The organism is candidate division WOR-3 bacterium (assembly GCA_039802005.1).
Lineage (GTDB): Bacteria > Hydrothermota > Tepidihabitantia > SM23-42 > JAOAFX01 > JAOAFX01.
Window position 1 is genome coordinate 1 of record JBDRVV010000018.1, and the last position, 12,788, is coordinate 12,788.

A 12,788-nucleotide genomic window follows, 5' to 3' on the forward strand; every position below is an offset into this window, starting at 1 on the left:
CAATGAAAACATGTTCATTTATGGCCGCTTTTTCATAAGGAAAATCTGAACGGACGATTGCAGTTTTGCCGGTTGTAGCACCATCTTTCACAATTAAAATATCGCCTTTCTTGATTTTTCCTTTTGTCATTTCATTAAAAAATTCAATTGGGACATATTTAATTTCATCAAAATTGAATTTCCCTTCTGATGTAAGATGCTCTCCCCCGATACTTGGAACACCAGATTTGATATGCTTTGCACCACCTTTTGGACGTCCGCCAGATTCAAAGGTTTCCAGTATTTCCGATAGTCTTGCCAAAACCCAATTTTTAGGCACCGGTTTCATACAACTCATCTGACATACGCTCTTGTAATATAATCATTGGGTATGACATCTATGAATGGTGATTGTTTCAGCTGATAGGATTTTTTTAAAAAAGTGATTCCAGCAGATCTCTTTCGTGCATGAAAAAGGTATAGTTCTCGCTTAGCGCGGGTCATTGACACAAATAGCAATCGAGCAGCTTCAGCACATTCATCTTTGTTTTGCATTTCCGACTGAGTAGGAAATACACCTTCGTCCAACCCAAGTATGAAAACGAAATCTGCTTCCAATCCTTTTGCGCTATGCATTGTAAGCACGCGAGCCGTTTCTTTTCCTACACGAGTGTTTGATAATTCTTCAGTGAATTCAGCTATCTCTTGCAAGAAGTCTTGTGGATTTTTCCATATTCCAAATTGTTTTGTCACAGTATTTAGAAATTCGTGTGCTTCCTTTGATAAATTTGTGCGCATACTATCAAAAATATTATAAATGTTTTCTATAGTTTGACTAGTGCATGACAATTCTTTGAGTGATGCAAAGAGCGATATCTGTTTGTGGAGCGCATGATTCCATATTTTGGCAATACAATCATAAATCTCGCTTTTTTCAGTTTTATTCAAAGTTTCCCCCTCAATCAATGCATTAAGCAGCTCGCGGAGAGCAAAATTATCATCCGCATTATCTAACCACGTTTTTATAACCTGTAGACAATATAGCCCACTTTCATATATATTGGGACGGCAGGTATAATTGACACATTTATTTCGCAGTGCTTTCTTTAATGGTTGGGCGAAATTCCATCTAGGCAATAAGATAAGGACTTCCCCCAACGGCAACAATTCTTTAGCCCTTTGTGCAATTATCTCTGCTTCCTTTACTTCACTGGGTACATCATATATAACTATTTTCTTATTCGTTTGGTTTTTGAATGTGTATACCCCTTTTCCTAAACGGTTAGTGTCAAATCTCATGACAACCTCAAGCGCTCCGCGGAAAATATAGGGTGGACATCTAAAGCAAATATCCTTTTTCTCTATTTTAGCATTCCTATAGTCATTCTGAAAATTTCTTATGAAACGCGGTGTTCCGCCTCGGAAACTGTATATACTTTGATCATCATCACCAACCACCAAAAGCCCATCTGTTTGGTCTTTAGTTAAAAGATTAATGAATCTAAATTGTGCTGCATTGATATCTTGGTACTCATCAACTAATAAGTAACGTGCCCTGGATTGTTCTTTTGTCAATATGTCAGGATAGTGTTGGAGAAGTTCATTAGCCATTATTATCTGATCGTCATAATCAATAGCATTACAACTTCTGAGAAGTTCTGTATACTTTGCACAAATTTTGCATTTGTTGTTATTGGAATCCTTTTTGCAATCTCCCATCCGGCGACACATTTCCGTTTCCTTCGCTATACTTTTATCAATACCAACTATTTGGGCTGCATCTATCATCATAATTGAAAGCAACGGTGGCAGAGTTAATACTCTAATATCTTCAGGTAATTTAACCTTACTATGATTCTCTCTAATTATGCGATAACCAAGGCTATGCATAGTTGAAATATTTGCTGGCTGCATTTCTGGTGGCAAGAAAACATCGCTTTTTTCTTCATCGCTAAGTCGATTCTTCATATTTTTGGCTGCCTCATCGGTGAAGGTTATAACCGTTATCTTGTCTCGGTTGGCTGGGTCTTTCTCGATTAAATATTTTATTTCGAGAGCTAATTGATGGGTTTTACCAGTACCTGGACCCGCAAGTAAAAGAATTGGTCCAGTTTTGCTTGCAAATATACTCTTTGATTTTGCCATTAGAAGGTGTCCGTTATATTAATTATCTGATTCATCACACCTCCATATTTCCATCCCACAGAATTTTATCCATTTCATTCCTACCCCAGAAGTGTGCAGGGTGAAAAACAGAGATGGAGAGACAAGGGGAAACGGAGACAGGGAGGTTGGAAGAAACAAAACTGAGATTGCCACGGCTTGTTTTGGCAGGCTTGTCTGCCTGCGGCAGACAAACAATGACGATAGAACCGAGATTCTGAAACAAGTTCAGAATGACGCTTTGGAGATACTTTACAACTAATAGGAAAGGTTCCATTTCATCTCCCGCAATATACCCCTCACCCTTACCCCCGTATCAAGCACGGGGCAGACTCTCTCCCACAGGGGGCGAGGGGATATAGTAGTAAACCTCGCCATTCTACTCCTTTATAAACCCAATCCTTTTATCTGATTTTTCGGGTGGCGTCATCAGTTGGCGGATTGCATCAAATATCGCCTTAATTTCCGCATCATGTCTTTCAATTCTCCGTTCAAGTTCAGATAATTTGCGTGCAAGTTCTTTGTGAGCAGACAGCATCTGTCTTAACCGGACGAATGCCTTGATAATTATAATACTTATTTTTACTGCTCTCTCGCTTTTCAAAACACTGGCAAGCATTGCAACACCATGTTCTGTAAAGGCATAGGGCAGAGTACTTGAATGTTTCATTGTCTTGAACCGGTGACAAATTGTCACCAGTTCATCTTTTTCCTCTTTTGTTAGTCTAAACATAAATTCTTCAGGGAATCGTTCGCGATTTCGTTTCACCTGTCTATTCAGATATTTCGTTTCTACTCCATATAATTCAGCAAGGTCTCTATCAATCATTACTTTTTGTCCTCTTATCAGAAAAATCTTCTGTTCAATCATTTCCTGCGGGATAATGTCTTTCATCTTCACCTATCCTTTAATTTCTGTCAGAGGAAGAAATAGATGAGATTGACTCCCCGCCAAACATCCGCCATAAAGAGTGGCGGATGGCGGGTCGCAATGACAGAAAATGGGAATATTGTGGAATTAAATTCATCTCAATTCCTTCAGTCTTTTTTCTGCCCAGTATTGACTGGGAATTTTATCTGAGACTGTTTCTTTTAAGCGATTGAGATTTCTTCGGGAGAGTTTGCCTTCATATTGTAAAACACCAACAACAAGTGCCGGACTGACACCTACTTCCCTGGCACAGTCATTAACACGCCACTCTGATATGTAGGTGTCTATGCCTCTGAAATATTCTTTGATTTGAGATGCCTTTATCATTTTTAGTGCATATTCATTGGCTTCTCTTTCCTGTTTGGTGGTCATTGCATCAAGGTTATCAACAAAGTAGTCATTTTTGTTTCTAACATGGCATAGAATATGGGCTATTTCGTGAGCAACTGTGAACCAGAAATTGTCAATCCTGTTATATCGCATTGTGTAAACAATTACCGGATTACCATTATCAAAGAAGGCTGCACCATCAAGGTAAGTTTTCTGCAGATGGCTTAAAACAAAGAATTTTACACCAGCGCTATTGAGGTCTTTCAGAAATTTTTTGATGGACAGGTTTGTTAGTGTATAATTAGCAAAATCATCAGAAATCTGTTTGAACTGATTTTCGCTATATTTACCGACAATAAATATTTTCGCACATTTTTTTGCCATCTGAAACCAGGTATGGGCATAGAATAGATTGAATTGATTATAAGCTGTTGATTTACGGAGATTCGGTAGGGCATTAACATCAAGCCAGGAGAAGTCCAGGTTATCTTTTTTCCAGAAATTAAGGACTTGTGATTTGAGGTCATAGGGGTTTTTGTATCTCTTCAACCATCCTTTTGCAACCATCTCTTTGATTGGCATAAATTTGAAGATTTGTGCCATCATTCCGACGCTCTTTGACCGCTCTTCATCCTGTTTAAGTCTGAGTCTATAATTGGTATCCAGATTGAGCCAAAATTGAGCAGACTGACCAAATGCTTTACTCAATAGTTGTGCAGTTTCAACCGTGATTGTCTGCTTGTTCTTTATCAATTGATTAACCGATTTTAATGACATACCAATAATTGCTGCTAGGTCTTCCTGTCTCCAATTGCGCGCCTTTAATTCCTCTTTTATAAAAGGACCCGGACCAATATTAAAGTGAGGTTTGTATTTTCTTGACATCATTTTAATCCTTTCTATTCATAATGTTTTGATATTTCAATGATTTTAACGACACCGACTGTCTTTTTATCATCAGTCCATTCAATTTCAAACTCCAGTCTATGTTTTTTATCAATCCTGACCGAATATCTCTTATCATAACCTGTCATCTTCTCAAAATGCAATGATGGTGATTTCCATAAATCGTATATGTTGACGGCTGCCTGTAGAATTTCAATTCGTAAAGAAAATTTTTTAACAACTTCAGAACCCAGAACGTATTTTTTGCTCTTGCCCTTCTGGTAAAGTTCAAGCAACTTAGGGTTTCTGAATTTAACTTCCAAGAATTTCTCTCCATATCATAATAACTATATTCAGATTTTGTAAATTGTCAATAGTCATTTTACCTTAAAGGTAAAATTTAAAAATGAAATTCATTTTACCTCACCTTTATTCTTTTCCTTTAAGGGAATGGAAAATGTTAGGCATGGGATTGTTTGCCATTCACTTCGTTCAGGGCAGGCGTTATTTCATTCCTCGCGATATACCCCACACCCTTACCCCCGTATCAAGTACGGGGCAGGCTCTCTCCCACAAGGGGCGAGGGGATATAGTAGTGAACTTCACCATTCTACTCCTTTATAAACCCAATTCTTTTATCTGATTTTTCGGGTGGCGTCATCAGTTGGCGCATGGCATCAAATATCGCCTTAATTTCTACATCGTGCTTTTCTATTTTTCGCTCAAGTTCAGATAGTTTGTGAATCAGTTCCTTATGAGTCGCCAGTATCTGTCTTAACCGGACGAATGCCCTCATTATCGCAATGTTGACCTGTATTGCTCTTTTACTTCTCAAGACACTTGAAAGCATTGCGACACCCTGTTCTGTGAAAGCATAAGGATTTGCTCGTCTTATTCCACCCCAACTTGAAATCACAATTTGTGATTTCAAAGTCTTAAATTCTTCGTCAGAAAGTTGAAACATAAAATCTGGAGGGAACCGCTCTTTGTTTCGCTTCACCGCCTGAATCAACACCCTAACCTCAACACCATATAATTCTGCCAGATGGGTGCTGAGCATCACCTTATGTCCTCTAATCATATAAATTCTCTTTTCAATTACTTCTTGTGGGATTAAATTATTCTTCATAGGCCCCCATTATTCTATATCCTTCGCAGCAGGCTGTCTGCCTGTTGCAGGCAAGTAGCCCCTCACCCTTACCCCCGTATCAAGTACGGGGCAGGCTCTCTCCCACAAGGGGCGAGGGGGTTGTGTGGTGGACCTCTCCCACAGGGGGCGAGGGGATTTGTTAATAGTGGTATTCTGAAACAAGTTCAGAATGGCAAAAATGGAATCTTCAGAATGGCATAAAATCAGATTCATGCAACCAGCACCTCGTTTAGTTCGGATAGAATGGTATTCAATTCTTTGCCAAAGACCTGATTGGCTTTAATCGGTCCGCCTTTTTCAAAAAATGGGGCGAGTTCAAAATCGTCAATTGTGATTGCTAATGATGTGGCAATATGATTTTTTATCATTGTCAGCCAATCCAACTGCTCAGGTGTAAATTTCCTGCCAAGTTTTTCCTGTTCATTCAACCAGGTTCTAAATCTCTGCTCAACGGTTTCAGTAAAAGGCTCCAAGTAATTGCTTTCACCAATTGCAAAACGAATAAGCGAAATAATATTTGTTAATAACTTCTGAGGACCTGCACCCCTGACCCTTGATTTTTCAAGTTGTTCATAGGCAAGCCATAGTTTCTCCGTGGTCAAAAAATATGGCGGTTTGCTTATCGCCTCAGCGAGTTGTTTAATCTCATCGTAGGTTACAAACCTTTTACTGTGAGGTTTACTGTAAATAATCTGGAGCGCGGTCAGTTCATTCTTATTCTCTTCAATAAATTTCTTAAAAGTATCAATCACAGTCCGGGCAGCCTCTTTTGCCTTTTCATCAAATCCGGTTAATAATACAATATCCTTGCTGATTGTATCAATTATCTGCTCGTTTTTCTTTTTAATTTCAATAAGCAAATTTCTCAAATCAGGATTGTTAAAAGGTTTACACGCATCATCAATCAAAATATCACTTGCCTTTGCAATCTGTTCATCAGTTGGCGACTCAGTCTTAAAAATCTCCTTTGCCTTTTCTATCTGCTTATCTGGATCAATTGCATCTAATAACCGATTACTTAAATCCTTAAGTGAATTGCCACCAGATATCTGGGTTATTTTTTCGCTGTCTTTAGAATCAATCTCATGCTCCATCCTCGCCAATCTACCGGCAAGAGATGATATTGCATCCTCATCCCGCACACCCATTGCAATACCAATCAAGAGTTTGTCAAAAGCAACATATCTCTTCCGTTCAAGGGGTTGGGAATCAGTTTTGTCATTTTCACAAACACCAACCGCATCAATGATAACAAAATGGGTCTTATGAAGGGCATCGGGGGTCACTGCCATCAGGTCAGTTGCGTTTATGACCCTTGTACCCCTGCCTTTCATCTGTTCAAAATATACCCTTGATTTCACATCCCTCATAAAAATTATACATTCAAGCGGTTTTATATCTGTGCCGGTTGCAATCATATCCACAGTCACGGCAATCCGGGGATTGTATGAATTATGAAAACTCGCAATCAAATCCTCGGGTTTTTCACCAGTTGTCTTATAGGTTATCTTTTTGCAAAATTCATTTCCTTTTCCGAATTCCTCACGCACAATGTGAACAATATCTTCGGCATGGGAATCATCCTTGGCAAAGATTAAGGTTTTGGGAACTTCTTTTCTTCCAGGAAAGATATCAGTAAAGAGTTTTTCCTTAAATGTTCTGATAATAGTCCTTATCTGGTCTTTGGCAACGACTGAACGGTCTAATTGTGTAGCATCATATTCAAGGTCATCCTCAAGCATTTCCCAGCGCACCTTTCTGGTCAGTTTATCCCTCTTGTCCACATAATAACCGGCATCAATCTTACTGCCCTGCTCGGTGATGGCAGTTTTTATGCGATAGACCTCATAACCGACATTTACACCATCAGCAACCGCATGTTCATGATTGTATTCAGTAACCAGATTCTGGTTAAAAAATCCAAGGGTCTGCTTTGACGGCGTTGCGGTTAAACCAATTATAAAGGCATCAAAGTATTCAAGAACCTGACGCCACAGATTATAGATTGAGCGATGGCATTCATCAGTAATGATAAAATCAAAGGTTTCAATCGGGATTTTGGGATTATAACTGACCTCAACCGGTGTTGTACTTACAATTGCATAATTCAAGATAGATTCTTCTTCAGTCTCTGCATCAAATTCAGGTTCACCTTTAAGCATAGAATAGAGACGCTGGATAGTTGTTATACAAACTCGGCTGACAGGGTCAATGGTATTTGTTGTTAGATGCTGAATATTATAGATTTCGGTAAATTTTCTTCCATCATCAGGTGTTTCATATTCCTGAAATTTTTGTAAGGTCTGTTTACCCAGGGTTCTACGGTCAACCAAAAAGAGAATCCGTTTGGCATCAGCAAATTTGAGTAAGCGATATACCGCACTGATAGCAGTAAATGTTTTACCAGCGCCTGAAGCCATCTGGATTAGGGCGCGGGGTCGGGCATCAAAGAGAGATTGTTCAAGCCCTTGAATTGCATCAACCTGGCAATTTCTCAGTCCTTTGGTAATTAAAGGAGGAAGGTTTCGCAATCTTGCACGCAGGGTGGTTTCTTTGGAGAGAAATTCATTTAATCCATCAGGCGTATGGAAGGCAAATACACGCCGGGAACAGGGTTCAGGATCACGAAGGTCACGGAAAAATGTCTCGGTACCAGTGCTCTCGTAAACAAATGGAAGCGGCAAATGGTGGTGTGGTACATTCTCGGGGAAACCAGCAATGTATTTATCAGATTGGAAATCAACACCACCTAGCGTTGTGCCCTCAGGTTTGGCTTCAATTATACCTGCTGCCTTACCGTTAATAAATAAAAGATAATCAGCAAAACCTGTTTTTAATGGAAATTCCTTGACTGCAACACCGAGTCCAGCATCACGGTTTAGATTATTCATCTCCTGAATAATCCAGCCCGCATCTTTGAGTAATTTCTCTATTTTCTGCTTTGCAAGCTCCTCAGGTTTCATCTATTCGCTCCGTACATAAAAGATTTTTGTATCATAAGTACCAATATCTCCTCAAAATAAAACCTTAGGGGCCATTTCTTAACACTAAAGAACAAACGTTAATCAGTATAAAAAGTATATAAATATTTACAAAAAAGTCAATGGGCGAAGGATTATGTTGAAATACCGAATTAGATAACTATTTTATATCTTCGTTAGTTTTTCTTTATGGATTTTTTCTCCCGCATTCAATATTATAAAATAAACCCCGCTGGGAATCTTTTTACCGCTTTGATTTTTTCCATCCCAGAAGATTGTATATTTACCAGCAGGCTGAAAATCATTATGCAGATTTTTTACAAGATTACCCGATGTATCATAAATTGCAATATTCACCCGTGAGCTATTATTCAATTGATAATGGATTCTAACTTTATCACGAAAGGGATTCGGATTTAACGAAAGAATGCCTTGATTTTTTGATTCCTGCTCCTTTATCCCCACATACTCCTGTCCTGCAGAAAATATAAATAATGGCAGATCGGTCGTCGGTATGCCAAGGGCATTTATGATAGCAGTCCGCTCACTTGAAGAAAAGTTTGCAGTAAAATAACCCTGTAGATTTATACAGGTTGCCTGGAGCAGGGCGCTCGCCCCGGCAAAACCTGCCTCAAGCAATTGATATCTGCTCGCTGTTGTAGCACAATAGACAAAATAATTTGGCGCGGTCTGAGGTAATCGTGGAATTGCACTTCTCAGCTGGGGTCTTCTATCACCATCCGTTACCCTTTCAATCCGATGGTCACGAGAACTTGCACTTCCTGAAGGGAGTCGGATATGGTATCTTTCAACACCCACCGAGCGGACGATATAGATCTTACCAGTGAGATAGTAGTTTGCCACGGCTGAAGGCACGGTTATACCTGCCCTTCCATTTGATGTAGTATGGGGTGTATTGCCATACGATGCCCAGGCAAGCTGGGATAATTGATTAAGATTCAGCTCGGTATCACTAAAAAGATTGCCATACTTCAGATTTGCCAGGGCATTTTCAAGAATGATCGTACCATTGGTATTCGGGTCAGGTAAAGAACCGTTTGAAGAATGTGCCACGCATTCTGATGTTATTCCACTTACCGAACTCATCAATCCATAGACATTCACCATTTGGACAGTCAGAGAAGGGCTCCAGGTGTTATTGGCGTTGGTTGTCGCACTCTCTTTGGGACAGGATGCGGGTTGGTTTGAGTTTGTATTCCAGAACGAAATTGAGGCAAGTTGGGCAAATTGAATAGATGTGCCTGCATCTTCAGCAATATCACTGGCAATTCCCACTTCAAATGCGGCGTTTGATTCTGATTTATGATTTCCTGATAAATGGAGAACAATATCATGAGAATTAGGGTCATAACGATAGACATTATCAGTTCGGGCAACATATATAATACGATTTGTTCCAATCAATGGGGCACGGGATGCTGCCCATAAAATATTAGCAAGAATCTGATCAGAGAGACTGCTCGTGTAACCACTATGATATGAACGCCTGCTATTCAAAACTATCTCTGATGAAAAATTGTTAATCTGTGGTGGTGGTAAATATCGTGAATCTGTAAAGATAGATGAAAGCGGGTTGGTTAAAGGTCTATTTATTAATGAACCAAGACTACCTGCCAGCAGAATTTTTAAAAATTCTCTTCTTTCCATAATAACCTCCGTAAATAAAGTTTATCCATAAATTTTAGTTTGTCAATCCACGCGCCTGGAGGGATTTGAACCCCCGGCCTGCGGGTTCGAAGCCCGCCGCTCTATCCACCTGAGCTACAGGCGCACCTTAAAATGCATCTTCAATATACTCGTATTCTACACCATCCCCACTCTGATTTATCGCCAGAACATCAAAATGAACTTCGGTATCTATTGGTAGATGTCTCTTTTTTAACCATAATAGTGCCACATATTGTATCTTCTTTTGCTTTCTCTTGTTTACTGATTCCTGGGGTAATCCATATTCAAGTGTCCTGCGATATTTTACCTCTACAAAATGGAAAGATTTTCCTTTCCTTAATACCAAATCTATCTCCCCATACCGGCAGCGAAAATTATGGTCAATTATATTGAATCCTTTTTTATTTAAAAATTTTCGGGCAAGTTCTTCACCCTTTTTTCCCAATTGAATTTTATTTATCATCATTCAATAATTTAAATGTCTTTCTGTGAATCGGACAGGGACCGTATTTTTTGATACATTCGCGGTGTAATAAAGTTGGATAACCTTTATGTTTATCAAACCCATACATTGGATATTGTTTATGATATTCAAGCATTATTGAATCTCTCTTTACCTTTGCTAAGATAGATGCTGAGGCAATGTTAATGCTCAAACTATCACCTTTGATAATTGGATATTGTTCTATTGAGAGGGTATCAATCTTTAAGGCATCTATTAAAACAATTTCAGGCTGGGGTGATAGTTTATTTATCGCCTCAGACATTGCCATTTTCGTTGCTTGCAATATATTTACTTCATCTATGACTTCAACCGGAACGATGCCGAAGGAAAAACTGACCGCAGCCTTTTGTATAATAATAAACAACTCTTCCCTTTTTAAAGGAGAAAGTTTTTTTGAATCATCAATCTCAGGGTGATAAAAATTTTTAGGCAGAATTACAGCAGCGGCAACCACTGGTCCGGCAAGAGGACCCCTCCCTGCCTCATCGCAACCAGCAATAAAATCAAATTTACTCCAGAATTCTCTATCAATTGTTTGTTTCAACTTTCTTTTCTTCTATTTTTTCCTCATTTCCTTCTTTTATAGTTACCTCTTGACTCTTTAACTTCTTCACCTTTTTGTTTCTCAAATAGGTAAGTTTTGCCCTGCGTACCTTGCCTCTCCTTTTTACTTCAATTTTGGCGATCATTGGTGAATTCAAAGGAAATATCCTTTCTACACCAATACCGGCTGATACTTTGCGCACAACGAATGTCTTACTTTCGCCACTTCCTTTCATCTGGATCACAACCCCCTGAAAAGGAGAGAGCCTTGTTTTATCCCCTTCAACAACCTTTACATAAACCTTTATTAAATCGCCTGGTTTAAAATCAGGATTTTTCGTCATTTAACACCTCCAATAATATTTCAAGGTCATCTCTTGAGAAAACAACATCGCTCAAAAGTTCTGGTCTTTTCTTCAATGTCCTTTCTATAGCCATTTTTCTTCGCCAGCGGGCAACTGCCTGATGATTGCCGCTTAATAAAATTTCCGGAACTACATAGTTTTTAAAACTTGCGGGACGGGTATAGACGGGCGCGGATAAAATGCCATTTTGCAATGAATCTTCTTTTGCAGAATCAATATGCCCGAGCACCCCGGGCAGTAATCTCGTTATTGCCTCCATAAGGACAATAGATGCTGACTCGCCACCGGATAATACATAATCACCAACAGATATTTCTTCAAGAGATATCAATCTACCCAGCCTTTCATCAATCCCTTTATACCTTCCGCAGATAAGAATTATATCATTTTCTTCAGCCAATTTCTTTACAAGATTCTGGGTGAGGACCTTACCGGTCGGGCTAAAATTGATAATTAAGGATTTTTCTTTTTTTATTGAATTTATTGCCTTCAAAATTGGTTCAAGTTTGAGCACCATCCCTGAGCCACCACCGAATTGATAATCATCCACGATACCATCAATCGTAAAATCCCTTGGATTTAGAATATTTATCTTGATCGCTCCTTTTTCCTGTGCAATTCTCAAGGTCCCACAGGATAGAGGACCGTTAAAGTATTCTGGGAAGATTGATATTATATTAAACTGCATAGTTAAAGGTCTTATTGGGTACTACAAAACAAAGAAGGGTATCAAGGGTAATCCAGTTTCCCCTGATACCCTTTCTTATTAAAAAGGCAAGAGAGGTCAGAATGCATTATTCAATGATTTCCAATACCGCGCGTTTTCCTTGTTTCATTGCTGCCGCGGTAATGATTGTTCGAATTGCCTTCGCGGTTCTACCTTCTTTACCAATAACCTTACCAAGATCACCTTCGCCGACTCTAAGTTCATATATTATGCTCTTTTCGCCAGCGACCTCTTTTATATTTACTTTATCGGGATTATCCACAAGCCCCTTAACGATATATTCTATAAGCTCTTTCATGATGAACCTCCTTTTGCTTTAGAAATTAATTTAGCCACCGTATTGGTAGGCTTGGCTCCTTTAGATAACCAGTATTCAATGCGATCCCGATTCAACTGCAAATTTTTGGTTCTGGGATCGTAATGACCAAGGTTCTCTATGTACTTACCATCTCTTGCCTTTCTTGAATCTATAGCCACAATCCGGTAAAAAGGAGAATTGTGCCTACCCATCCGCGTCAACCGAATCTTAACCATGGTATA

Annotated in this window: 15 protein-coding genes and 1 tRNA gene; 1 reads left to right on the forward strand and 15 read right to left on the reverse strand. The window is 39.1% G+C overall.

The window, feature by feature from the left end; translation table 11 throughout:
• The coding region (locus tag ABIL69_06920) for a restriction endonuclease (GenBank protein MEO0123719.1) at positions 1-328 on the reverse strand (328 nt) is incomplete at its 3' end.
• A 5-nt stretch (positions 329-333) separates the two neighbouring features.
• Positions 334-2,124, reverse strand: a complete 1,791-nt coding sequence (locus ABIL69_06925; GenBank protein MEO0123720.1) for an ATP-dependent helicase — start codon at positions 2,122-2,124, stop codon at positions 334-336.
• A gap of 100 nt (positions 2,125-2,224) precedes the next feature.
• On the opposite strand from ABIL69_06925, the gene ABIL69_06930 reads away from it, so the two are divergent.
• Positions 2,225-2,404 (forward strand): hypothetical protein, encoded by a 180-nt coding sequence (locus tag ABIL69_06930; GenBank protein MEO0123721.1) that lies wholly within the window; start codon positions 2,225-2,227, stop codon positions 2,402-2,404.
• Positions 2,405-2,521: 117 nt separating this feature from the next.
• Here the strand turns inward: ABIL69_06930 and ABIL69_06935 are convergent, their stop codons facing one another.
• The 13 genes from ABIL69_06935 to rpsP all read right to left on the reverse strand — a co-directional run bounded on the left by ABIL69_06935 (position 2,522) and on the right by rpsP (position 12,782).
• Entirely contained in the window at positions 2,522-3,037 is a 516-nt protein-coding gene (locus ABIL69_06935; protein ID MEO0123722.1) for an ORF6N domain-containing protein, read from the reverse strand.
• Between the two features lie 129 nt (positions 3,038-3,166).
• Entirely contained in the window at positions 3,167-4,291 is a 1,125-nt protein-coding gene (locus ABIL69_06940; protein MEO0123723.1) for a HigA family addiction module antitoxin, read from the reverse strand.
• Positions 4,292-4,302: 11 nt separating this feature from the next.
• Positions 4,303-4,611: a type II toxin-antitoxin system RelE/ParE family toxin gene (locus tag ABIL69_06945; protein MEO0123724.1), complete on the reverse strand. Its 309-nt coding sequence runs from the start codon at positions 4,609-4,611 to the stop codon at positions 4,303-4,305.
• Positions 4,612-4,898: 287 nt separating this feature from the next.
• Positions 4,899-5,417, reverse strand: coding sequence for an ORF6N domain-containing protein (locus ABIL69_06950; GenBank protein MEO0123725.1), 519 nt, complete (start codon positions 5,415-5,417; stop codon positions 4,899-4,901).
• A gap of 230 nt (positions 5,418-5,647) precedes the next feature.
• Entirely contained in the window at positions 5,648-8,401 is a 2,754-nt protein-coding gene (locus ABIL69_06955) for a type I restriction-modification enzyme R subunit C-terminal domain-containing protein (GenBank protein MEO0123726.1), read from the reverse strand.
• A 183-nt stretch (positions 8,402-8,584) separates the two neighbouring features.
• Positions 8,585-10,087, reverse strand: a complete 1,503-nt coding sequence (locus ABIL69_06960; protein ID MEO0123727.1) for a FlgD immunoglobulin-like domain containing protein — start codon at positions 10,085-10,087, stop codon at positions 8,585-8,587.
• A 50-nt stretch (positions 10,088-10,137) separates the two neighbouring features.
• A tRNA-Arg gene (locus ABIL69_06965) sits at positions 10,138-10,211 on the reverse strand.
• Positions 10,212-10,214: 3 nt separating this feature from the next.
• The gene (locus tag ABIL69_06970) at positions 10,215-10,574 is read right to left on the reverse strand and encodes a YraN family protein (protein ID MEO0123728.1); all 360 of its coding nucleotides are present in this window, start codon (positions 10,572-10,574) and stop codon (positions 10,215-10,217) included.
• A complete protein-coding gene (locus ABIL69_06975; GenBank protein ID MEO0123729.1) occupies positions 10,561-11,157 on the reverse strand; it encodes a ribonuclease HII in 597 nt (198 codons plus the stop codon). Before ABIL69_06975 ends, ABIL69_06970 begins: the two co-directional genes overlap by 14 nt.
• Positions 11,141-11,500, reverse strand: coding sequence for a 50S ribosomal protein L19 (gene rplS / locus ABIL69_06980; GenBank protein MEO0123730.1), 360 nt, complete (start codon positions 11,498-11,500; stop codon positions 11,141-11,143). Before rplS ends, ABIL69_06975 begins: the two co-directional genes overlap by 17 nt.
• The gene (gene trmD, locus ABIL69_06985; protein ID MEO0123731.1) at positions 11,484-12,209 is read right to left on the reverse strand and encodes a tRNA (guanosine(37)-N1)-methyltransferase TrmD; all 726 of its coding nucleotides are present in this window, start codon (positions 12,207-12,209) and stop codon (positions 11,484-11,486) included. The genes rplS and trmD overlap by 17 nt, the downstream gene beginning before the upstream one ends.
• A gap of 106 nt (positions 12,210-12,315) precedes the next feature.
• On the reverse strand, positions 12,316-12,546 hold the full coding sequence (locus ABIL69_06990; GenBank protein ID MEO0123732.1) for a KH domain-containing protein: 231 nt from the start codon (positions 12,544-12,546) through the stop codon (positions 12,316-12,318).
• A complete protein-coding gene (gene rpsP, locus ABIL69_06995; protein MEO0123733.1) occupies positions 12,543-12,782 on the reverse strand; it encodes a 30S ribosomal protein S16 in 240 nt (79 codons plus the stop codon). Before rpsP ends, ABIL69_06990 begins: the two co-directional genes overlap by 4 nt.
• Positions 12,783-12,788 lie beyond the last annotated feature (6 nt).